The organism is Pseudomonas sp. CC120222-01a, from assembly GCF_003097235.1.
Classification (GTDB): Bacteria; Pseudomonadota; Gammaproteobacteria; order Pseudomonadales; family Pseudomonadaceae; genus Aquipseudomonas.
This window is the reverse complement of the sequence record NZ_QEQQ01000014.1, coordinates 110,000-130,058: the sequence shown is the minus strand read 5'-3', so window position 1 is coordinate 130,058 and position 20,059 is coordinate 110,000. Positions and strand designations below refer to the sequence as shown.

Genomic DNA, 20,059 nt, shown 5'->3' with positions numbered 1-20,059 from the left:
ACGGACACCCCACGAAAAGGACCTTTGCATGCCGCTCGTACGTCTTGCCCCATTGTTCTTCCTGTTCGGCGTCGCCTGTGCGCACGCTGCCGAGCCGATGCAGGCCCAGGTCGACGAAGTGATCCGCCCCCTGATGAAAGAGCAGGATATCGCCGGCATGGCCGTGGCGGTCTACGCCAACGGCCAGGCCCACTACTTCAGCTATGGCGTGGCCAGCAAGGCCGATGGCAACGCGGTCACCGCCGACACCCTGTTCGAGATCGGCTCGCTGAGCAAGACCTACACCGCCACCCTCGCCGCCCTGGCCAGTGCCGAAGGCAAGCTTGACCTCCAGGCCCCCGCCCGGCGCTACCAGCCCGCGCTGGCCGGTTCGCCCCTGGGCGAGGCCAGTGTGCTGGAGTTTGGCGCCTACAGCGCCGATTGCCTGCCGTTGCAGTTCCCCGATGAGGTACAGACGCCGGAGCAGACACTGGCATTCTTCCGCAACTGGAAGCCGCGCACCGAGCATGGCACCCAGCGCTGCTATTCCAACCCGAGCCTGGGCCTGTTCGGCGACCTCGCGGCACGTGCGCAACACAAGCCATTCGCTACCGTCATGACCCAGCACCTGCTGCCGCAGATGGGCCTGCAGCACACCTACCTGCAGGTGCCGCAAACAGCACAGGCGCTGTACGCGCAAGGCTATGACGCGCAGAACCGCCCGGTACGCGTCAGCCCTGGCCCCTACGCCGACGAAGCCTACGGCATCAAGACCAGCGCCAGCGACCTGCTGCGTTACGTGCGCCTGCACATGCAACCTGCCGAACTGCCGCCGGCACTGCGCAAGGCCACCGAAATCACCCAGGCCGGCTACTTCAAGGTGGGCGCCATGACCCAGGGCCTGGGCTGGGAACGCTACCCCTACCCGGTCACGCTGGACACGCTGGTCGATGGCAACAGCCCGCGCCTGATTCGTGAGCCCCAGGCCACCCAGCGCCTCAACCCGGCGCTCCCGGCCTTGCCCGCAGCCTGGTACAACAAGACCGGGTCCACTAACGGCTTCGGCGTCTACGCCGCGTTCGTCCCGTCTGAAGGCAAGGCCATTGTCCTGCTCGCCAACCGCAATTACCCCAACGAAGCCCGTGTGCGTGCGGCCTTCCAGATCCTCTCCAGCCTCGACCACTGAGTGGATTGTCCGACAAGATGTAGTGACCAAAAATATTCACTACAAAACCATTGACGCCGTTCATCAGCCTTGTGCATGATGAAGCCGTCTCCCTGATCGGGAGCGGTGGCAAGGGTGTTCCAGACGGCTTGCGCGGTAACGCAGGCCGTCCGTGGAGAGGGAATCTGTCCAAAAGGCAGCGTGAGAAAGCCCCTGTTGCGATGCTGCTGTAGCAGCCTTGGTAGTGCGCTACAACCTGTGGCGCCAACTGTGACAATCAACAACAAATAGGTGATGGGGGCTTTATGATGAACTTGAACAACAATCCGACTATCGACCAATTGGCCCAGCTGTTCGCGGTACGCAAGGACAGCCTTGACGACCACCTGCTGTGGGTCAGCCAGACCGGCGAGGTGCGCATCGACCGCCTGCCGCCGAACACCGTCGAAGATGAATTCGAAGCGCACCTGCCCAGCATGCGCGCCCGCTTCAAGGTCTACCGCCGTGGCCAGGGCTACGTCGGCAAGAAGGCCGCCGCCGATACCGAGTTTGTCGGCCGCGTGCTGCAGACCCTGCAACAAGAATGGCCCGCCGCCCGTGAGCGGCAGGCAGTCAAGGTGATCGAACCGCTGAACTGAGGGTTCGCCGCCACTTATGGAGCCCGGCCCGCATAGGCCGGGCTTTTTCATGCCCGCCGTCGCTGCTGCGGCATGGGCAATGCACCCGTGGCCAGCGCCCGGGCCCGGTCCACACCCCACACCAACGCACGGGTCATGGTCTCGCCAGGCCGCGACGCATAGTACTCCTCCAGCAGTGCCCGACCGTCCTGCCCATACAACCCAAGGAACAGCTGCGTCGCGCCGAGCCGCGACAGGCGTACCTGGATATCCAGCGAAGTGCCGTCGCTGAGCACTTCGTCATGGCAGCGGCTGTGCAACTGTGTGTCGGCCCACTGCCAATAGGTCTCGTCCCTGACTCGCATGAAAAATCAATCCTCTCTTTCCTGGATGCCGCGCCAGAAGACCACAACTGCGCCGCCATCGCGAGGGCAACCCACGGATACCATGAGCAGGGTCAAGCAACACCCACAAAAAACCCCGCCATCGGGCGGGGTCGTGTGAGCAGGTTCACTTTTTCGAGGCTTACTTCCTGGCTGGCACCCGTGGTGTGAAACGGCCCTTCTTGATGCGCTGCAGGTGTGCAGGCTTGAGGTTTTCCGAGTCGTCCAGGGTCATGTGGGCGAAGCCCAGGTTGAATGCCGCCTGACCGCAACGTACCTGGCTGTTGATCGGGAATGCATCGTTCGTGTCTTCGAAAAAGGTGTCGCTCATGCCTGTCTCCATTCCGTGGCGCCCGCGTCGGCCAGCAATGGGCTGACCTGAAAAACGCGACCTATGCCAGTGAGACTAGCCGGTCACAAGCGGACTGCCTGGCCGAAACCCGCAGACCCGACCAGTGGCATTTGGCTACTTCAGCCGCACGGCGGTACCGGTGGCGAACACCACGACCATGCCGCCTTGCACCGACGGCATGCTGATCTCGAAGTCCACGCCTACCACCGCATCGGCTTGCAACTGCCGTGCCCGCGCAATGAGTTCCTCTGTGGCCTGCTCGCGTGCCTGGCGCAGGGCGCTTTCCAGGGTCTGCGAACGGCCACCGAAGACGTCGCGAACGCGTGTGAAGAAATCGCGCACGAAGTTGATGCCTTGCACCGATTCGGAGCTGACCACGCCAAGGTACTCGGCAATCGGGCGGCCTTCGAGTTGGCTGGTGGTGGAGATGATCATGTTGCGCTCCTTGGCCTTGCAAAAAGGCCAAGTCTAACAAATGCCGAGGCCCCATCGCCGGAAAGCCCGGCCCCACAGGTATTTCACAGTCTTTCAAGCGTATGCAGTTCTGTGGCAGCCGCGCTTGCCGGCGATGGGCCGCAAAGCGGCCCCAATTGCAGGGATTACCGCTCAGGCACCGGCAACGGCGCCTCACTGTTCCAGGCCGTAACCGGCCGGCTGAACAGGTTCTCGGTCTGGAAATGCGCCATCCGCCACTGCCCTTCTTCCTGGGCGAAACGCACCGTCAAACGCGCCGCATTCAAGTGCGAGGCACCATCGGCAAAGGTGCTGGTCTGCAGCATCACCCAACGCCCCAGCCCCTGCCCGCCTTCCACCTCGATGACCTCGCTGGTCAGGAAGTGCACGTTCAGGGCGAAGTGCGCCGGCGTCTTCATGTAGGTGGCGAACATCGCCCGGATCGCCTCACGCCCCCGGTAGCCGCCAAAGCTCGCGGCATACTTGGCGCCCTTGCCTTCCCACAGGGCCTCGCGGGTGAACAGCCCGGCCAGCTCGTCCAGCGGAGTGCTGGCGTCGAGCTGGTCGCACAGTTCCATGTAGCGGTTGATGCACACGCGAATGACCTGCTGGTCTTCGAAGCGTTGCAGGCGGGCCTGCAGTGCATGGATATCGTTCATCACCACCTCAGTACAGGTTCAGCAGCAAGCGCTCGGCCACCGCCAGCAGCTTTTCGTCGGCGCCCTTGGCCGCCACCAGTTGCAGCCCGACCGGCAGGCCGGCTTCGCTGCCCAGCGGGATGCTCAGGGCCGGGTGCCCCGACAGGTTGAATGGCCGCACCAACGAGGTCATGCCCAGCACGGCACGGGTATCGGCGGCGTCTTCCAGGCGCAGCGGGAAGTCCGGCAGGGTCGGCAAGGCCAGCACATCGTAGCTGGCCAGGGCCTGGTCGACTTCGGCGGTGAAGCGCCGACGCACCTCTTCGGCTTCGGCCAGCGCGGTGTCGCTGGTCTGCCCCGCCGCTGCCAGGCGCCCGGCGATATCGGCACCGACCTTGCCGGTTTCCAGCAAGTGGCCGCAGCCGGCGAAGGTTTCGCGGTTGATCACCACCATGCCGGCCTCGTAGGCCGCGCCGAAATGCTTGAGCTCGACATTGCCCAGCGCCAGGCCGCTGGCCGTCAGGGCGCCCTGCACCACCTTGTGGATCGCCGCCTCGGCGGTGACCCGCAGCACGCCGATACGGGCCCTGGCCGGGACCTGCGCCGGGGTGAAGGTCGGGTCGATCAGGGTCATCGCCCGCACCAGCATCGGCAGGCTCGCGGCAAACGGGCCGACGCAGTCGAGGCTGGTGTGTGCCGGCATCACGCCTTTGCGGCTGACCCGGCCAAAGGTCGGCTTGAGGCCGAACACGCCGCAGCAGCAGGCCGGTACACGCACCGAGCCACCGGTGTCGGTGCCCAGGCTGAAGTCGGCCAGGCCGGCAGCCACTGCTGCCGCCGAACCGCTGGAAGAGCCGCCCGGAATACGGCCTGGGAAGCGTGGGTTGGCCGCTGTGCCGGTGTAGTGGTTGATGCCGGTGGTGCCGAACGCCAGCTCATGCAGGCTGACCTTGCCGGTCAGCCGCGCGCCGTTGGCCAGCAACTGGCTGACCACTTCGGCATGCCGCTCGGCCAGCGGCGCGTGCTCCAGCGCCTGGCTGCTGGCGCGGGTCGCGGTACCGGCGACGTCGATGGTGTCCTTGACCACGACCCGGGGGCCGCTGCCGCCCAGATCAAGGGTTTCTACTATGATTGTCATTTTCGTGGAGCCCTTTTCAAGAATGGATGCCGGACCGTGGCCCAGCCATGAACATGTGGATCAATTACTGGAAATATCAACTGAACATTCCCGTAATCCCTGACACGGTTGCGGTGGTCAAATGCGCGGAAAGGTCTATGATGTCGCGACTATTTCCGCACAAGTAGTGAATCGATGAGCACTTCGAAAAACAAAGGCCACAGCCATCACGACCCGGCCAGCGATGAATTTCGCAAGGAAGATTTCCCCTTCTACTGGCTGGCCCGTGTGCACGGCCGCTACACCCAGAACATGGAACGTCTGCTGAAGAAGGTCGACCTCGACGTGCCGCGCTGGCGCGTGCTGTGGATCCTCAACGAGAACGGTGAATCGAGCATTTCCGAGATCTCCACCCACGCCATCGCCAAGCTGTCGACCATCACCAAGATCGTCTACCGCATGAAGGAAGATGGCCTGGTCGACACCGCGCCCAGCCCTGAAGACGGGCGCGTGACCCAGGTGCGCATCACCGAGGTCGGCCTGCAGAACATCGAACGCATGCAGGATGTGACTCGTGAACTGTTCCAGCGCAGCTTCAAGGGGCTGACCGAGGCGCAGGTGCAGCGGTTGAACAAGATGCTCGAAGTGGTGTTCCACAATCTTGAGACCTTGTAAGTCGTTAGATTGCCGGGGCCGCCTTGCGGCCCTTTCGCGACACAAGGCCGCTCCTACAGAAGAGCGCGGTCCCTTGTAGGAGCGGCCTTGTGTCGCGAAAGGGCTGCACAGCAGCCCCCGTTTCAGCAGGCTTTCGAAGATTCACAGACCCGGTGATAGGCCCGGTTGAAATACACCAGCCCGTCATCGGCGCCGCCGTGGCGGATGTCCTGGATCTCGCAGTAGAAGATGCTGTGCGACCCCACCTCATGCACCTGGGCAATCCGGCAGTCGAAGTTGACCAGGGCTTCCTGCATCACCGGTGCGCCACTCTCCAGCACTGTCCAGTCGGTAACGGCAAAACGTTCGTCCATGTTCAGGTTGCGGTTGGCAAACGCCCCCGACAGTTCCTGATGGGTACCCGCCAGCACGTTCACGCACAGCGCGCCATTGGCCTTGAACTGCTCGTTGGAATACGAGGCGCGGTTCATGCACACCAGCAAGGTGGGCGGCGAGTCGGTCACGCTGCACACCGCCGAGGCGGTGAAGCCGAAGCGGCCGGCGGGGCCATCGGTGGTGATGACCGATACGGCGCCACCGAGCAGCGCCATTGCATTGCGAAATTGCGATACGTCTACCATGGTCATGCTCCTCAGATATCCAGCACCAGCTTGTTCGACTTGGCCCGCGAGCAGCACACCAGGATCTGGTCGTTCGCGGCCTTTTCTTCATCGGTCAGGTACACGTCGCGGTGGTCCGGCTCGCCTTCGAGCACTTCGCACATGCAGGTGCCGCACACGCCCTGCTCGCACGAGATGTCGATCTTGATCCCCACCTGCGCCAGGGCGTCGAGAATGCTTTGGCCCTCGGCGACCTGCACGGTCTTGTTGCTGCGGGCGGCGACCACTTCGAAGCTGGCGCCGCTGGCGTCGACCTCGACCTGGAAGTACTCCTTGTGGATGTGCTCTTCGCTGTAGCCTTGCTGGCGCGCGCCGCCGATCACCCAGTCCATGAAGCCCGACGGGCCGCAGGTGTACATGTGGGTGCCGGGCGTGCCGCTGCCGAGCACATCCGCCAGGTTCAGGCGCTGGGCCGCATTCTCGTCGTCGAAGTGGGTGAACACCCGGGCGGCGAACGGTGCGCAGGCCAGGGCATCGAGAAAGGCGCTGCGGCTGCGCGAGCGCCCGCAGTAATGCAGTTCGAACTCGGCACCCTGTTGATGCAGGGCGTGGGCCATGGCGATCATCGGCGTGATGCCGATGCCGCCACCCAGCAGGATCGAGCGTTGGGCATCGGCCGCCAGCGGGAACAGGTTGCGCGGGGTGCTGATCTGCACCGCGTGCCCTTCCAGCAGGGTGTCGTGCACGCTCACCGAGCCACCGCGGGAGGCCGGGTCTTTCAATACGCCCAGGCGATACACCGAGGCATCGGCCGGGTCGCTGCACAGCGAATACTGGCGCACCAGGCCCGGGGCGACGTGGATGTCCACATGCGCGCCCGCCTCGAAGGCCGGCAGCGCCGCGCCATCGGCCCGGCCCAGGTCGAGCACGACCACGTCGGCCCCTTGGATCTCGCGCTTGCGCACGACTACGTTCAACAGTTGTTCATTCATGGCCGGTGTCCCGTCTAACAGAGGGGCGCGTGGGCGCCCCGGAAATTATCAACGCATGAACAGGCCGCCGTTCACGTCCCAGGTCGCCCCGGTGGTGAAGTAGGCCTCGGGCCGCGCCAGTTGCACGATCAGGTCGCCCAGAAAATCTGCATCGCCCAGGCGCTGCACCGGGATGTTCGCCAGCAGGCCCTGCATGCGCTCGGCCGGCACCGCGGCGTGTACCGCAGGCGAGTCGATCGGGCCAGGGGCGATGGCATTGACGGTGACGCCACGGGCGGCGAATTCCTTGGCGAAGATCTTGGTCAGGGTGACGATTGCGCCCTTGCTCGCCGCGTAGTGCGCGCCAGTGGCGGTGCCGCCGTTCTGCCCGGCCAACGAGGCCATGTTGATGATCCGCCCGTAGCCGGCTTCGGCCAGATGCGCGCCGAGCACCTGGCAGGCGAGGAACACGCTGCGCAGGTTGAGGCCAACCACGGCGTCGAATTCTTCGGGGCTGATCTGCATCAGCGGCGTGGTCTTGGTCACGGCGGCGTTGTTGACCACCACGTGCAGGGCGCCGAAGTGCTCCAGCACCTGGGCCAATGCCTGTTCGAAGTCGGCCTTGCTGCCGACGTCGAGCTTGACTGCCAGGGTGCGGCCACCCAGCTGCTTGGCGGTGGCCTGGGCCAGCGCCAGGTCACGATCCGAGACCACCACGTCGAAGCCTGCGGCGAGCAGCCGGGCGCAGAAGCGCTGGCCCAGTCCCTGGCCGGCGCCGGTTACCAATGCGACTTGGTTCATGGCATGCACCTCAGAGGATGTAGCCGATGCCGGCGAGGGCATCGTCACTGTTGATCAGGCTGATCACCTTGCGGTGGATCTTGAAACCGCCTTCGGCGCGGACCAGGGTGTAGGTCAGGTCGGCGCTGTAGTGCTTGAGGCTTTCCTTGCGGAACTCGCGGATGTTCTGTGCAGCGCGCACTGTGACGTTGACGCCATCGTCGCCAAGCACGCGGAAACGCGAGATCGTGCGTACGGTACGCGGTTGCGGGCTGGTGGAAATCGACTCGCCACCGATCAGCCGCTGCACACGCAGGCCACGCATGTGGTGGTCGTCGTAGGCGTAGTTCAGGGTGTTTTCGTAGTCGGTTTCTTTCGGGTTGATCGGGATGATGTAGGTCCCTTTCTCGGTCCACAGGCTCAGCCAAGTGTCGTATTCACCGTGGTCGAGCATGTCGCCTTCCTGCCAGATGAAAGCAGTGACTTCGTTGAGCAGATTCAGGTTCATCATTTGGCCTCCGCCGCCATCAACTTCTTCCACTGCTGATACGCCGCCCGCATGCCGGTTTCGGCACTGACGTCGGAGACCAGGCCGTCTTCACTGGGCTTCTCGCCCGGCAGGCCGCGGTTGAGCATGATCCACAGGTTTTCACCGGCGTTAGCGCCTTTTTGCACGCGCTCCCACGCCTCGGAATCGTCCGGGGTGCCAAAGCCCATCGGGCCCTGGAAGTGCTCGTGCAGGCGCAGGCGGTAGCGGTTGGCTGCGGCCGGGCCGCCGTCCATGGTGATCACCGAGTGGTGGATTTCCGTTTCGGTGACCGAGATCGGTTGCAGCACGCGGAAGAACGCCATCGAACAGGCGACGTTGGGGAACAGGTTGAGGTTGAAGCCGGAGCCGCCGACGGCGCGGACGATGCGGCGCACCTGCGGCTCCTCGATGCCTTCGTCGCGCAACTCGGCGGCCAACGACTCGAAGCGCTCGGGAATCGGCTTGTCGAGATCAGCGTCGAGATCCACCAGCTCGGGGATCATCACCATCACGCTGTGGCCGTTGCCCAGGTCTTCGACGTAGCCGGGGCCTTTGACGAAGTCGAACAGCTCCAGGGTTTGCTCATCCACCGAAGACAGGAAGCTCTTGTGCACCAGCGGGAAGTGGTAGGCGTCGGTGGTGTTTTCCAGCTGGATCTTCCAGTTGCCAGGGAAGCGGAAGCGGTGCTCGCCCGGCACTTTGATGCCATAACCAGCGCCCTGTTTCATGAACAGGTCCATCCACTTCTTCGCCGCACCGAGGAAGTCTTCCAGCGGTTCGATGTCGTCCTTGAAGGTGGCGAACACCATGCCGGCGTAGCTTTCGGTGCGCAGGCTGACCAGCGGCAGCTCGGCCTTGTCGATACAGTCGCCGTAGCTTTCCGGGTGCGGGATGCCGCGCAGCGAGCCGTCGAGGGCGTAGCCCCAGCCGTGGTACGGGCAGACGAAGCTGTTGGTCTTGCCTTTCTTGTGCTCGCACACCGTGGCACCACGGTGGCGGCAGCGGTTGAGCAGCACGTTGATGCCTTTCTTGCGATCACGCACCACGATCACCGGCTGCTTGCCGATGTAGGTGGTCTTGTAGCTGCCCGCCTCCGGGACTTCGCTCTCGTGGGCGACCCAGATCCAGGTGCTGTGGAAGATCTTTTCCAGCTCGGCGTCGAATAGCGCCGGGTCGGTGTACAGGGAGGTGTGAACGCGGTCGGGCTGCACCAGCTCGGCCGGGTCGACCGTCAGGTTGACGGCAGGGATCAGGTTGGTCACGGCATGGTCCTCGATTCAGGCGCGCTGGATGATCAGTTCGCGGCCGACACGGGCCTCGACCTTGGCGTAGCGCCACAGCTTGTACGGCCCCTCGCCCACGGCGGTGGTGCGGAACAGGTTGCAGGCGGCGTGCACGGTCTCGATGTCCGGCACATCGGCCAGCAGGTAGGTGGTCCAGGGGAAGCCGTCGGACGGGCCGACCATGCTCTGGTCGTCATCCATGTTGCCCAGCACGTTGACCCCGGCCAGGTCGTGGATGCCGTTCCACATCGCGCTGAACGCGGCCCACACCTGCAGTTGCTCCTCACGCGGGGCGTCGAAGAAGTTCTGGTTGATGCCCATGCAGAACAGCACGCGCAAGGCTTTCTTATCGCTCATGTCAGTAATCCCGAAAGTTACAGGTAGCCCGGCAGGGGCTGTTTGCCGAAGAACATCGCCCCGGCGTTCTGGTAGGTGACGTCGCCCATGAAGGCGTGCTGGGTGACCACTTGCGCATCGTTGACGCAGCGGGCCAGCGGGCTTTCGTTGTAAATGCCGGTCATGCCCGAGAGCATCTGCGCGCTGCGCGCCACTTCGGCGGCCACGCGTGCGGCATGGGTGGAGGACAGACGCAGCAGGTTGGTGACCTCGACCGGTACCGGGTCGCCGGCCAGCACGTGTTCCCAGGCCTGCTCGATGGACTCGTAGAAGAACGCCCGCGCCGAACGCAGCGCCGCCTCGGCCTTGGCCACGTCGACCTGGGCCAGCGGGCGGTCGGCCAGCGCCGGGGCGCCGGTGACCGAGATGCGCCCGCTGGCCATGCCCGACAGCTCGTCCAGCGCGGCGCGGGCAATGCCTAAGCCGACCACCGAAAGCACCTGGGTGGCGAATGACAGCGACGGGTAGCGGAAGAACGGCTCGTCGAGGTTCGGCTTGCCACCGCGGACAAAGGTCCACTGCTCGCCGACCACCACGTCCTCGACCAGCAGGTCGTGGCTGCCGGTGCCGAGCAGGCCGACGGTGTCCCAGGTTTCCTCGATGCGCGCCTGGCTGCGCGGCAGCACAGCCAGGCGCGGCAGGTCGAGCTTGTCGCCGTTGCGCGGAGCGATGCCGACACCGACGATGTCGGCGCCCATGGAGCCGCTGGAGTACTTCCAGCGGCCATTGACCTTGAAGCCGCCAGACACGATCTCGGCCGGTTGTGGCGGGAAGATGCCACCGGCGAACACGGTGTCGGGGCTGTTGCCGTAGATCTCGGCAATGGTCTCCAGCGGCAGCGCCGCCAGGTAAACCGGGCTCATGCCGAAGCTGGCGACCCAGCCGGCCGAGCCGTCGGCATGGGAAATGCGCTCGATCATTTCGCAGAAGGCACCCGGCGAGCATTCCAGCCCGCCAAAGCGTTTCGGTACCAGGGCGCGGTATACGCCGTGGGCCTTGAAGGCATCGATCACGTCGCGGGAAATGTGGCGCTGGCGATCGAACTCACCGAGGCGGGCACGATCACGCACCCCGTCAAGCAAGGCCTCGAAGGCAGGGCCAGAGGCGAGCGCCGACACAGGCGCGGCACGCAGGCAAAGCGAATCCATGGACATTCTCCGTCTCAGGCGCGGTTTTTGTGTTGTTTGGCAGGCGGCGAAATGGCCAGGCTCGGCAAGGGCGAGCAGCGGCCACGCAGGGGGGCAAAGGCTGGGTCGGGCGGCATGGTTCTGTCTCTCTTGTTTTGGGTGCCGGTGACAAAAATTTGCGATCGATTACGTGAATTGTCAATTGAATTTTCACGCTAAAAATCCTCGCAACCGCCTCACTGAACATTCTGCTAATCAACAAAAAAGCACTTATCCAATTGATTAATATCAATTTTTATAGCCATCGAGAGTCACGAAAGATCGACGAAAAAAACTAACCATGCACGGTGATATTCCGAAAAATTTTTAGTCGACTTTTCACATGATTCCGGAGAGTAAAAAGCTGGTGTAGGATGGCCAGGCAAGGAGCGCCACAACCCATAAAAACAACAGCAAGCGCCCCGCCAGGATCGATGGGGACACGCCAATGCCTGCCGTGATTACCCCGAGGTCGAGGCCATGCCCACCCGCCACATCGACTTGCAGGACCATCGCCTGCGCTATCTGCACCTGAGCCACGACAAGGGCTCCATGCGCGCCGCCGCTGAAGCATTGGGCGTCGCCACCTCATCGGTCAGCCGGCAGATCGCCCGGCTGGAAGAAGAACTGGATATCGAACTGGTCCGCCCCGGCACCCACCGCATCAGCCTGACGGCTGCCGGCGAGGCGGCCGTGGACTATTACGTCGAGCGCATCCGCCAGCACACCCAGCTGGTCAATCGCCTGGATCAGCTGCGCGGTCAGCAGCAGGCCTCGACCGTGATCGCCATTGGCGAAGGCCTGCTAGGTGCCCGGGCGATCAATTCGCTGCAGGGGTTTCTGCATGCCCATGGCGCGCACAAGGCCGAGATCATCAGCGCCCCCTCGCTGGAAGTGCAGCGCCGGGTGCTGGCCGATGAGGCGCACCTGGGGGTGATCTTCGCCCCCAGCGCCACCGCCCGCCTGACCCGCCTCTACAGCCTGGCCCAGCCGCTGCGCATGATCGTGCACCGCGACAGCCGCCTGGCCGCACGGACCACGGTCAGCCTGGAAGACGTGGCGCGTGAATCGCTGGTGCTGCCGGGCGCCGATTTTCGTGTGCGCGAACTGGCCGATGCGGCGTGCAAGGACCAGCCATTCACCATCGTGCCCACGCTCACTTCCAATTCGCTGGCGGTGATTCTCGACTTCGTCCGCTCCGGCCTGGGCGCCACCTTGCTGGCCGAACTGCCGATCATCGATGAGCTCAAGAACGGCACGTTCAAGGCACTGGCGATCGATTGCCCGGCGATGAATGCGACCGATATCCAGATCGTCACCCGACGCGGGCGCACGCTGGATGGGCTGAGCCGCGAGCTGGCAACGGAGATGGCCCGGGCGGTGCGCATGGCGGCTAATGCCTGAGAAAGGTTTGGAATTGCCGGGGGCGCGTTGCGCCCCTTTCGCGACACAAGGCCGCTCCCACAGGAGTGAATCAGGGCTTAGCTATCTTGCAATGCCCGTGGCCGGTGGCTGCGTTCCTCGGCTTCTGGCGCCTTGGCGGCCTGCAGCTGGAAGTCGAACGACAGCTCGGCAAAGCGCTCGCCCTGCACACCGCGGTCACGGGCCGCGGCAGCATCGTCGACAAACCGGAGGTCGCCGATCAGGCCGTCGCGGGTGGCGTAGGCGAAGTCGTCCCACAGGTACTTGTCGCCAGCGAAGTTGATCTGCGTGGTCAGGTGACGGTGGCCCGGCGCCGAGATGAAGAAGTGCACATGGGCCGGGCGCTGGCCGTGGCGGCCAAGCAGGTTCAGGCATTCCTGGGTCGGGCCCTGCGGGTCGCAGCCATAACCGGACGGCACGATGGAACGGGCACGGTAGCGGCCTTCGGCATCGGTGACGATGCGCCGGCGCAGGTTGTAGTCGGACTGGGTCGAATCGAAGTACGAGTAGGTGCCCTGAGTGTTGGCGTGCCACAGGTCGACGGTGGCGCCGGCCAGCGGCTTTCCGTCGGCATCGAACACCTGGCCCTGGAGGAACATCACCACACCGGGGTCGGTGCCATCGTCCATGCGCGCTTCACCCTCGGACAGCGGCGCGCCGGCCACGTACAGCGGGCCCTCGATGGTGCGTGGGGTGCCGCCGGTCAAACCGGCTTCGGCGTCCTTGGCGTCCTGCAGCAGGTCGAGGAAGTGCTCGATGCCCAGGCCTGCCGCCAGCAGGCCCGCCTCGTTGCGCCCGCCAAGGCGGTTGAGGTAGGCGACGGCATGCCAGAACTCGTCCTCGCTGACCTCCAGGTCTTCGATCAGGCGTGCGGTGTCTTGCAGTACGCGCAGCATGATCTGCTTGAAGCGCGGGTTGCCTTCGGCCTGGCCAAGGCCGGCCACTTGCTCGAAGAAGGCCTGGATGTCGGCGGTGTGGGAGATCTTCACGGTCATTTCTGCTTACCTCGAATTGTTCTTGTCAGGTAGTCGTGGTTCAAGGGTGAATCAGCGGTCGTCGCTGTGGATCGACGACGGGTGGCGACACAGGCCGTCGACCTCGATGTCCATGTACGGGAACAGCGGCAGCTGCATCAGCGTGTCGTGCAATGCCTCGACGCTGGGCACGTCGAACACGCTGTAGTTGGCGTAGTGCCCGGCGATGCGCCACAGGTGGCGCCAGCTGCCCTCGCGCTGCAGGCGCTGGGCCAGTTCCTTCTCGTCGGCCTTCAGTTGCGCGGCCTTGGCCGGGTCCATGTCGACCGGCAGTTTCACGGTCATCTTCACGTGGAACAGCATGTTGTTTTCTCCTGTCTTGCAAAGTGTTCAAAGGCTGGCACGGACCCTGTGGGAGCGGCTTTAGCCGCGAACACCGGCGCAGCCGGTGCCATCCTCCGCGTCGCCTGCTTCGCGGCTAAAGCCGCTCCCACAGGGGATTTGTGTGTTCCTTCAGTCCGTGGCTCAGCGGCGGGCAAAGCGCGCCAGGCGTTGTTCGTCGAGGCTCAGGCCCAGGCCCGGGGTGCGTGGCACATGCAGCTGGAAGTCGTGGTACTGCGGTGGCTCGTTGACGATCTCTTCGGTCAGCAGCAGCGGCCCGAACAGCTCGGTGCCCCAGGTCAGCTGGCGCAGGGTGAGGAAGGCATGGGCCGAGGCCAGGGTGCCGATCGAGCCTTCGAGCATGGTCCCGCCGTACAGGGCAATACCGGCCGCTTCGGCGATCTGCGCGGTGCGCAGCACGGCGCGTGGGCCGCCATTCTTGGCAATTTTCAGGGCGAAGATGCTGGCGGCGCCGTCGGCGGCCAGGCTGAAGGCGTCCTCGACGCTCTCGATGGACTCGTCAGCCATGATCGGCGCCGGGCTGCGCTGGTTCAGGCGCACCTGGCCGCCGCGGTTGATGCGCGAGATGGGCTGTTCGATCAGGTCGATGCCGTTGTCGCCGAGCACCTGGCAGGCGCGGATGGCTTGGGATTCGTCCCAGTACTGGTTGACGTCGACGCGCACGCTGGCGCGTTCGCCCAGCTCACGCTTGATCGCCACCACGTGCTTCAAGTCCTGCTCCAGCGGGTTGGCGCCGATCTTCAGCTTGAACACGCGGTGCCGGCGGATCTCCAGCATGTGCTCGGCTTCGCCGATGTCGCGGGCGGTGTCGCCGCTGGCCAGGGTCCAGGCCACTTCCAGGCTGTCGCGCACGCGGCCACCGAGCAGTTCGCTGACGGGCAGGCCGAGGCGCTTGCCCTGGGCGTCGAGCAAGGCGCTTTCGATGCCGGACTTGGCGAAAGTGTTGCCCTTGGCCAGCTTGTCGAGCTTGAGCATGGCGGCGTTGATGTTGTCGGCGGGCAAGCCGATCAGCGCGGGTGCCAGGTGGGCGTCGATGTTGGCCTTGATGCCTTCGGGGCTCTCGTAGCCGTAGGCCAGGCCGCCGATGGTGGTGGCCTCGCCGATGCCTTCGACGCCGTCGCTGCAGCGCAGGCGCAGCACCACCAGGGTCTGCTGCTGCATCGTGTGCATCGCCAGCTTGTGCGGGCGGATGGTCGGCAGGTCGACGATGATCGCGTCGATGCGCTCGATCAGGGCGTTTGTCATGGTTCGAAGGTCCCGTCAAATCAGGCCGCAGGCTGCAGACCCGATACTACATTTACTTGATTATTCAAGCATTGCGCGAGACCCTGAGGGCCGTCCAATATCAAATGAATCTCCCACCATACCCAGGAGGTCTGATGGAGCTGCGCCACCTTCGCTACTTCAAGGTCCTGGCCGAAACCCTGAATTTCACCCGCGCCGCCGAACTGCTGCACATCGCCCAGCCGCCGCTGAGCCGGCAGATCAGCCAGCTGGAAGAACAGCTCGGGATCGTGCTGGTGCTGCGCGAGCGCCCGCTGCGCCTGACCGAGGCCGGGCGCTTCTTCTATGAGCAGACCTGCACCTTGCTGCAGCAGCTGGAGAACATCAGCGACAACACCCGGCGCATCGGCCAGGGCCAGCGCCAGTGGCTGGGTATCGGCTTCGCCCCCTCCACCTTGTACACGGTACTGCCGGAGCTGATCCGCGAACTGCGCAAGGACAGCGAACTGGAACTGGGCCTGAGCGAGATGACCACCCTGCAGCAGGTGGAGGCGCTGAAAAGCGGGCGCATCGACATCGCCTTCGGCCGCATCCGCATCGACGATCCGGCGATCCAGCAGCGAGTGCTGCGCGAAGACCCGTTGGTGGCGGTACTACCCAAGGGCCATGCCCTGGCCGGCACGCCGCTGACCCTCGAACAACTGGCCAGGGAAGCGTTCATCCTCTACCCGGCCAACCCCAGGCCGAGCTACGCCGACCACATCCTCGCGCTGTTCGCCCACCACGGCATGAGCCTCAAGGTCAGCCAGTGGGCCAACGAACTGCAGACCGCCATCGGCCTGGTCGCCGTCGGGCTGGGCGTGACCCTGGTGCCGGAGTCGGTGCAACAGCAGCACCGCACCGATATCGAGTACGCCAGCCTGCTCGACCGCAGTGCGGTCAGCCCGATCATCCTCAGCCGGCGCAAGGGCGACAGTAGCCCGATCGTGCAGCGCTGCCTGGCGCTGATCGCCCAGCAGGCCATGAGTGAGCCTTTGCTTTAGTCACGTTCGAAGAAGCTGCTGCCCTTTTCCTTGAGCAGTGTCACCAGCGCCCCTGCCGCCGGCGACAGGTAGCCGTCCGTGCGCACCGACACCGCCACGGTGCGGCGCATGGTGGTCTGCTTCAGCGGTACTTCGCGCAGCCAGGACATGCCCAAGCCATGTTCGAGGGTTTCCCGGGCGGCGAAGCTGAGCAGCTGGGTACGCGCAATCAGACGGGGCAGCAGCGAGATGGCATTGGTTTCGATCTGCACCTGCGGTGCTGGCAGCTGGTGGGCGATGAACACGTTGTCGATCCAGCGCCGGGCGGTCACCGTCGGCCCCGCCAGCACCCAGCGGTACTGGCAGAGACGCTGCAAGGTGATGGGGCCGGCGAAGATCGGGTGCTCGGCACTGGCCACCACGATCGCTTCATCTTCGAGGATGGGATAAGTGGTGAACTCGGGGTCCATGGCGATCTGCGGTGAAATGATCACATCCAGGCGCCCGGCGCGCAGGGACTCCTTGAGCACATCGTCCTGGGCGATGGACAGCTTCAAGGTCACTTCCGGTGCCCGTTCCAGCAGCGCGGCGGTCAGGTGCGGCAGCAGGTGGTCGGCCATGCTCGCCGCGCAGCCCAGGCGGATATTGCCGACCAGCCCGCTGGCGAAGTCGCGTACCTCGCGCTCGGTCTCGGCGATGTTCAGTTGCAGCTGCTTGCCCCGCGCCAGCAGCAGCTTACCGACATCGGTGAGCTTGATGCGCCGGCCATCGCGCTGGAACAAGCGGGTGCCCAGGGATTCCTCCAGGCGCTGGATGCTTTTGCTCAGTGCCGGCTGGCTGCGGTTGAGCTTCTCCGCCGCCCGGCCCAGATGCCCCAGTTCGGCGATGGTTTCGAAATAGGTGAGGTCACGCAGGTCCATGATTCATGAATTTCAGTTATGGATTCATCGAAAGTAGAAAATAGACTTGATCGATTGCGCCGTCGATAATTTTCTCCGCTGGCGCTGCCAGCCCCGCGTTATCGCTGTGCAAGGAGTATCCACGTTGCAGACCGCCCTACCCGCTTCATCCAGATCCCTCTTCCAATGGCTCGCCCTGCTGATCTGCGCCGGTGCCTCTGGCCAGTTGCTGCATGCCCTGGCCGTGCCGGCCGGGTTGTTCCTCGGCCCCATGCTGGTGGCCATTGTCTTCGGTGTCTCAGGCGCGCAACTGCACCTGCACCGCCAAGTGTTCCGCTTTGGTCAGGGCTGCGTCGGCCTGCTGGTCGCCCACTCGGTGACCTGGGCGGTGCTGGTGTCGATGGCCCAGTCCTGGCACCTGATGCTGGTCGCCACCTTCATCACGGTGGTACTCAGCGCGTTGGTCGGCCTCGGCACCGTACGCTTCGGTGGCATCCCCGGTAGCACTGCCGCCTGGGGAACCGCGCCGGGGGCGGCGTCGGCGATGGTGTCGATGGCCGAGGAAAATGGCGCCGACGGCCGCGTGGTGGCGACCATGCAATATGTGCGGGTGGTGTGCGTGGTGATGATCGGCTCGCTGGTCAGCCACCTGCTCGGCGCCACACCGGGCGCAAGCGCGGCGGCCCATGCACCGGCGGCGCTGGAAGGCCCGCACCTGGCCAACAGCTTGCTCAGCCTGGGCGTGGTGCTGGTGGGCATCACCCTCGGTAACCGCCTGCCTGCCGGTGCCTTGCTGACACCGCTGCTGCTCGGCGGCGCCCTGCAGCTCAGTGGGCTGCTGACCATCAGCTTGCCCGAGCCCTTGCTGGCCGTTGCCTACGGTGCCATCGGCTGCTACATCGGCCTGCGTTTCGACCGGCAGACCGTGCGTTATGTGTGGAAACGCCTGCCGACCATGATTGCCGGGGCGGTGGCGTTGATCGTGCTGTGCGCCGCGTGTGCCTATGTGCTGGCCCTGGCAATGGGCACGGATTTTCTGTCGATGTACCTGGCGACCAGCCCGGGCGGGCTGGATGCCATGGCGATCATCGCCGTCGAGACCCATGCCGATGTCGGGTTGGTGCTGGCGATGCAGACGTTGCGGTTGTTCGGGGTGATTCTGACCGGGGCCTTTTGTGCGCGGCAGATCATACGGCTGACCCGGGTGTAGGTGCTTGGAGGTGCCAGGCTTGAAGCTTGTAGCGCCTGTGAGATCGAGCGCCGCCCGCGCGGCGCATCGCGGGCAAGCCCGCTCCCACATCTGTTTCGGGCCAGTCACTCCTGTCAGGCCAACAGGAACCGCCTTGGTGCATGACTGGAGATTAATGGAAAGCAATTGTGCCCACCTCGATATCGAAGGGAACAAACAAGGCGGTCCCTGTTGGCTTCACAGGAAAGATTGGCCCGAAACAGATGTGGGAGCGGGCTTGCCCGCGATGCGCCGCGCGGGCGGCGCTCGATCTGACAGGCGCTACAAACCTTAAGCCAGGCACCCTAATCCCGCAGGAAACTGTCCTCGAACGGATAATGGGTCAACAACTCGAACCCGCTCTCGGTCACCAGCAACTGGTTCTCCAGCTTGATCCCGTCGCGCCCGCCCACCTCGCCGACATAGGCCTCGACGCACAGCGCCATGCCCGGCTGCAGTTCGCCTTCATAGCCATAGGACTCAAGGTCTTCCGGGTAGCGAATGCTCGGGTATTCGTCGCACAGCCCCACCCCATGGAACATCACGCCATAGCGCTGCGCGCGGCAGCTTTCCGGCAGGCGATGGCCGTTGCGGGTCAGTTCGGTGAAACGCACACCGGGCTTGACCATCTCGGCGTTGACGTGGATATGTTCGTGGGCGATGCGGTACAGGCGCTTCTGCTCGGCGGTGGGCTCGACATCACCGCAGATCCAGCTGCGCGACATGTCCACGCAGAAGCCATACACACCAATCAGGTCGGTGTCGAACGACAACAGGTCGCCGTCGCTGAGCACCCGCGGGCCGGACTCCTGATACCAGGGGTTGGTGCGCGGCCCAGAGCTGAGGATGCGGGTTTCGATCCACTCGCCGCCACGGCGGATGTTGCCCGCATGCAGCGCGGCCCAGACATCGTTCTCGGTGGCGCCGGCGCGCATGGCCTGGCGCATCTCGGCGATCGAGGCTTCGCAGGATGCCACCGCGCAGCGCATGGCGAGGATTTCGTCCGGGCCCTTGATCAGGCGGGCGAACTCGGTGACTTCCTGGCCGTTGTGCACCTGCACGCCCAGCGCATCGAGGGCACGCAGGCCGGCGACCTCGATGCGGTCCACGGCCAGGCGGCGGTTGTTGCCGGCATGGGTGCGCAGCAACTCGTCGACCTGGGCGCAGAAGCGCCTGGCATGTTCCTCGGTGCGGTCGCCCGTCTCGAAATAGAAGAACGACGCACCGCTGCGCAGCTCGCTGACCAGCGGCAGGTGCGCGGAAAGGTGGTCACAGCCATGGAAGTCCCACAGCACCACATGGCCGCTGGCGGCGACGAAACAGGCGCGGGCCGGATTGTGGGTGGTCCACAGCTGCATGTTGGTGGTGTCGGTGGCGTAGCGGATGTTCAGCGGGTCGAACAGCAGGATGCCGCCCAGGTCGCGGGCGATGAGCTGCTCGCGGATGCGTTGCAGGCGGTACTCACGCATGCTCGGCAGGTGCGGCGCCTGCAGGCCGAGGCTGGCCCATTCGGCGAAGGCCAGCGGGGTCGGGCCGATTTCGGTGCGGTCGTTGTCATCGATCGAGCCATCGGCCTTGAGCGCGGCAGCGCGCTGGCGGGACGGGTCGATGCGGCGGGCCTGGGCGGGGATCGAGAACGGTGAGGTCATCATGGCTTGCGGTTTTCCCTGGTCTTATTGTGTGGAAACTGCGGTATTGATGATGTGCGATTGCTGGCGGGCCAGCGTCTACAAAGTCGACAGGACAATGCCCGAAAGCGGCGCAGGCGCTGGTGTGCTGCCGGCT

Annotated in this window: 23 protein-coding genes; 6 read left to right on the top strand and 17 right to left on the bottom strand. The window is 64.6% G+C overall.

The window, feature by feature from the left end; translation table 11 throughout:
- Positions 1-28: 28 nt before the first annotated feature.
- Both ampC and N430_RS18430 read left to right on the top strand, forming a co-directional pair.
- Positions 29-1,165, top strand: a complete 1,137-nt coding sequence (ampC, locus tag N430_RS18435) for a class C beta-lactamase (protein ID WP_110638230.1) — start codon at positions 29-31, stop codon at positions 1,163-1,165.
- Positions 1,166-1,449: 284 nt separating this feature from the next.
- Positions 1,450-1,782, top strand: a complete 333-nt coding sequence (locus tag N430_RS18430; RefSeq protein ID WP_027916800.1) for a hypothetical protein — start codon at positions 1,450-1,452, stop codon at positions 1,780-1,782.
- A 47-nt stretch (positions 1,783-1,829) separates the two neighbouring features.
- Here the strand turns inward: N430_RS18430 and N430_RS18425 are convergent, their stop codons facing one another.
- From N430_RS18425 to N430_RS18405, 5 genes are all read right to left on the bottom strand, one after another.
- A complete protein-coding gene (locus N430_RS18425; RefSeq protein ID WP_110638229.1) occupies positions 1,830-2,126 on the bottom strand; it encodes a hypothetical protein in 297 nt (98 codons plus the stop codon).
- Positions 2,127-2,286: 160 nt separating this feature from the next.
- On the bottom strand, positions 2,287-2,475 hold the full coding sequence (locus tag N430_RS18420; protein ID WP_110638228.1) for a hypothetical protein: 189 nt from the start codon (positions 2,473-2,475) through the stop codon (positions 2,287-2,289).
- Between the two features lie 135 nt (positions 2,476-2,610).
- Positions 2,611-2,931, bottom strand: a complete 321-nt coding sequence (locus N430_RS18415; protein ID WP_110638227.1) for a YbjQ family protein — start codon at positions 2,929-2,931, stop codon at positions 2,611-2,613.
- Between the two features lie 164 nt (positions 2,932-3,095).
- Positions 3,096-3,608, bottom strand: coding sequence for a nuclear transport factor 2 family protein (locus N430_RS18410; protein WP_110638226.1), 513 nt, complete (start codon positions 3,606-3,608; stop codon positions 3,096-3,098).
- Between the two features lie 7 nt (positions 3,609-3,615).
- Positions 3,616-4,725 carry an amidase gene (locus tag N430_RS18405; RefSeq protein ID WP_110638225.1) on the bottom strand — a complete coding sequence of 370 codons (1,110 nt, stop codon included), beginning with the start codon at positions 4,723-4,725 and terminating at the stop codon, positions 3,616-3,618.
- Between the two features lie 174 nt (positions 4,726-4,899).
- On the opposite strand from N430_RS18405, the gene N430_RS18400 reads away from it, so the two are divergent.
- Complete coding sequence (locus tag N430_RS18400; protein WP_079228674.1) at positions 4,900-5,379, top strand: MarR family winged helix-turn-helix transcriptional regulator; 480 nt, start codon at positions 4,900-4,902, stop codon at positions 5,377-5,379.
- A 122-nt stretch (positions 5,380-5,501) separates the two neighbouring features.
- Here N430_RS18400 and N430_RS18390 read toward each other — a convergent pair whose 3' ends face one another.
- The 7 genes from N430_RS18390 to iacA are packed head-to-tail and all read right to left on the bottom strand — an operon-like array spanning position 5,502 to position 11,085.
- On the bottom strand, positions 5,502-5,999 hold the full coding sequence (locus N430_RS18390; RefSeq protein WP_110638223.1) for a flavin reductase: 498 nt from the start codon (positions 5,997-5,999) through the stop codon (positions 5,502-5,504).
- Between the two features lie 11 nt (positions 6,000-6,010).
- Positions 6,011-6,970: a PDR/VanB family oxidoreductase gene (locus tag N430_RS18385; protein ID WP_110638222.1), complete on the bottom strand. Its 960-nt coding sequence runs from the start codon at positions 6,968-6,970 to the stop codon at positions 6,011-6,013.
- A 48-nt stretch (positions 6,971-7,018) separates the two neighbouring features.
- The gene (locus tag N430_RS18380; RefSeq protein WP_110638221.1) at positions 7,019-7,750 is read right to left on the bottom strand and encodes an SDR family NAD(P)-dependent oxidoreductase; all 732 of its coding nucleotides are present in this window, start codon (positions 7,748-7,750) and stop codon (positions 7,019-7,021) included.
- 10 nt (positions 7,751-7,760) lie between these two features.
- Positions 7,761-8,237 (bottom strand): aromatic-ring-hydroxylating dioxygenase subunit beta, encoded by a 477-nt coding sequence (locus N430_RS18375; RefSeq protein ID WP_110638220.1) that lies wholly within the window; start codon positions 8,235-8,237, stop codon positions 7,761-7,763.
- The gene (locus tag N430_RS18370) at positions 8,237-9,520 is read right to left on the bottom strand and encodes a Rieske 2Fe-2S domain-containing protein (RefSeq protein ID WP_110638219.1); all 1,284 of its coding nucleotides are present in this window, start codon (positions 9,518-9,520) and stop codon (positions 8,237-8,239) included. The genes N430_RS18375 and N430_RS18370 overlap by 1 nt, the downstream gene beginning before the upstream one ends.
- A 15-nt stretch (positions 9,521-9,535) precedes the next feature.
- Positions 9,536-9,898 (bottom strand): IacB protein, encoded by a 363-nt coding sequence (locus tag N430_RS18365; protein WP_110638218.1) that lies wholly within the window; start codon positions 9,896-9,898, stop codon positions 9,536-9,538.
- 17 nt (positions 9,899-9,915) lie between these two features.
- Positions 9,916-11,085: an indole-3-acetate monooxygenase gene (gene iacA / locus N430_RS18360; RefSeq protein WP_110638217.1), complete on the bottom strand. Its 1,170-nt coding sequence runs from the start codon at positions 11,083-11,085 to the stop codon at positions 9,916-9,918.
- Positions 11,086-11,583: 498 nt separating this feature from the next.
- Between iacA and N430_RS18355 the strand changes: the two genes are divergently transcribed.
- Complete coding sequence (locus N430_RS18355) at positions 11,584-12,507, top strand: LysR family transcriptional regulator (protein WP_110638216.1); 924 nt, start codon at positions 11,584-11,586, stop codon at positions 12,505-12,507.
- A 77-nt stretch (positions 12,508-12,584) separates the two neighbouring features.
- Here the strand turns inward: N430_RS18355 and catA are convergent, their stop codons facing one another.
- The 3 genes from catA to N430_RS18340 all read right to left on the bottom strand — a co-directional run bounded on the left by catA (position 12,585) and on the right by N430_RS18340 (position 15,146).
- Positions 12,585-13,520 carry a catechol 1,2-dioxygenase gene (gene catA, locus N430_RS18350; RefSeq protein WP_110638215.1) on the bottom strand — a complete coding sequence of 312 codons (936 nt, stop codon included), beginning with the start codon at positions 13,518-13,520 and terminating at the stop codon, positions 12,585-12,587.
- A gap of 51 nt (positions 13,521-13,571) precedes the next feature.
- Positions 13,572-13,862 carry a muconolactone Delta-isomerase gene (gene catC / locus N430_RS18345; RefSeq protein WP_110638214.1) on the bottom strand — a complete coding sequence of 97 codons (291 nt, stop codon included), beginning with the start codon at positions 13,860-13,862 and terminating at the stop codon, positions 13,572-13,574.
- Positions 13,863-14,024: 162 nt separating this feature from the next.
- Complete coding sequence (locus N430_RS18340) at positions 14,025-15,146, bottom strand: muconate cycloisomerase family protein (protein ID WP_116583650.1); 1,122 nt, start codon at positions 15,144-15,146, stop codon at positions 14,025-14,027.
- Positions 15,147-15,280: 134 nt separating this feature from the next.
- Here N430_RS18340 and N430_RS18335 point away from each other — a divergent pair, with 134 nt between their 5' ends.
- The gene (locus tag N430_RS18335) at positions 15,281-16,168 is read left to right on the top strand and encodes a LysR family transcriptional regulator (protein ID WP_110638212.1); all 888 of its coding nucleotides are present in this window, start codon (positions 15,281-15,283) and stop codon (positions 16,166-16,168) included.
- On the opposite strand, the gene N430_RS18330 is transcribed toward N430_RS18335, so the two are convergent.
- Complete coding sequence (locus N430_RS18330) at positions 16,165-17,067, bottom strand: LysR family transcriptional regulator (RefSeq protein WP_110638211.1); 903 nt, start codon at positions 17,065-17,067, stop codon at positions 16,165-16,167. The genes N430_RS18335 and N430_RS18330 overlap by 4 nt on opposite strands.
- 124 nt (positions 17,068-17,191) lie before the next feature.
- On the opposite strand from N430_RS18330, the gene N430_RS18325 reads away from it, so the two are divergent.
- Positions 17,192-18,256: an AbrB family transcriptional regulator gene (locus tag N430_RS18325; RefSeq protein ID WP_110638210.1), complete on the top strand. Its 1,065-nt coding sequence runs from the start codon at positions 17,192-17,194 to the stop codon at positions 18,254-18,256.
- Between the two features lie 323 nt (positions 18,257-18,579).
- Here the strand turns inward: N430_RS18325 and dddP are convergent, their stop codons facing one another.
- A complete protein-coding gene (gene dddP, locus N430_RS18315; RefSeq protein WP_110638209.1) occupies positions 18,580-19,926 on the bottom strand; it encodes a dimethylsulfonioproprionate lyase DddP in 1,347 nt (448 codons plus the stop codon).
- Positions 19,927-20,059 lie beyond the last annotated feature (133 nt).

Bases quoted from the DNA above. Each gene is read 5' to 3' on its own strand.
- ampC (WP_110638230.1), top strand. From the start codon at position 29: ATGCCGCTCGTACGTCTTGCCCCATTGTTCTTCCTGTTCGGCGTCGCC.
- N430_RS18430 (WP_027916800.1), top strand. From the start codon at position 1,450: ATGATGAACTTGAACAACAATCCGACTATCGACCAATTGGCCCAGCTG.
- N430_RS18425 (WP_110638229.1), bottom strand. From the start codon at position 2,126: ATGCGAGTCAGGGACGAGACCTATTGGCAGTGGGCCGACACACAGTTG.
- N430_RS18420 (WP_110638228.1), bottom strand. From the start codon at position 2,475: ATGAGCGACACCTTTTTCGAAGACACGAACGATGCATTCCCGATCAAC.
- N430_RS18415 (WP_110638227.1), bottom strand. From the start codon at position 2,931: ATGATCATCTCCACCACCAGCCAACTCGAAGGCCGCCCGATTGCCGAG.
- N430_RS18410 (WP_110638226.1), bottom strand. From the start codon at position 3,608: ATGAACGATATCCATGCACTGCAGGCCCGCCTGCAACGCTTCGAAGAC.
- N430_RS18405 (WP_110638225.1), bottom strand. From the start codon at position 4,725: ATGACAATCATAGTAGAAACCCTTGATCTGGGCGGCAGCGGCCCCCGG.
- N430_RS18400 (WP_079228674.1), top strand. From the start codon at position 4,900: ATGAGCACTTCGAAAAACAAAGGCCACAGCCATCACGACCCGGCCAGC.
- N430_RS18390 (WP_110638223.1), bottom strand. From the start codon at position 5,999: ATGGTAGACGTATCGCAATTTCGCAATGCAATGGCGCTGCTCGGTGGC.
- N430_RS18385 (WP_110638222.1), bottom strand. From the start codon at position 6,970: ATGAATGAACAACTGTTGAACGTAGTCGTGCGCAAGCGCGAGATCCAA.
- N430_RS18380 (WP_110638221.1), bottom strand. From the start codon at position 7,750: ATGAACCAAGTCGCATTGGTAACCGGCGCCGGCCAGGGACTGGGCCAG.
- N430_RS18375 (WP_110638220.1), bottom strand. From the start codon at position 8,237: ATGAACCTGAATCTGCTCAACGAAGTCACTGCTTTCATCTGGCAGGAA.
- N430_RS18365 (WP_110638218.1), bottom strand. From the start codon at position 9,898: ATGAGCGATAAGAAAGCCTTGCGCGTGCTGTTCTGCATGGGCATCAAC.
- iacA (WP_110638217.1), bottom strand. From the start codon at position 11,085: ATGGATTCGCTTTGCCTGCGTGCCGCGCCTGTGTCGGCGCTCGCCTCT.
- N430_RS18355 (WP_110638216.1), top strand. From the start codon at position 11,584: ATGCCCACCCGCCACATCGACTTGCAGGACCATCGCCTGCGCTATCTG.
- catA (WP_110638215.1), bottom strand. From the start codon at position 13,520: ATGACCGTGAAGATCTCCCACACCGCCGACATCCAGGCCTTCTTCGAG.
- catC (WP_110638214.1), bottom strand. From the start codon at position 13,862: ATGCTGTTCCACGTGAAGATGACCGTGAAACTGCCGGTCGACATGGAC.
- N430_RS18340 (WP_116583650.1), bottom strand. From the start codon at position 15,146: ATGACAAACGCCCTGATCGAGCGCATCGACGCGATCATCGTCGACCTG.
- N430_RS18335 (WP_110638212.1), top strand. From the start codon at position 15,281: ATGGAGCTGCGCCACCTTCGCTACTTCAAGGTCCTGGCCGAAACCCTG.
- N430_RS18330 (WP_110638211.1), bottom strand. From the start codon at position 17,067: ATGGACCTGCGTGACCTCACCTATTTCGAAACCATCGCCGAACTGGGG.
- dddP (WP_110638209.1), bottom strand. From the start codon at position 19,926: ATGATGACCTCACCGTTCTCGATCCCCGCCCAGGCCCGCCGCATCGAC.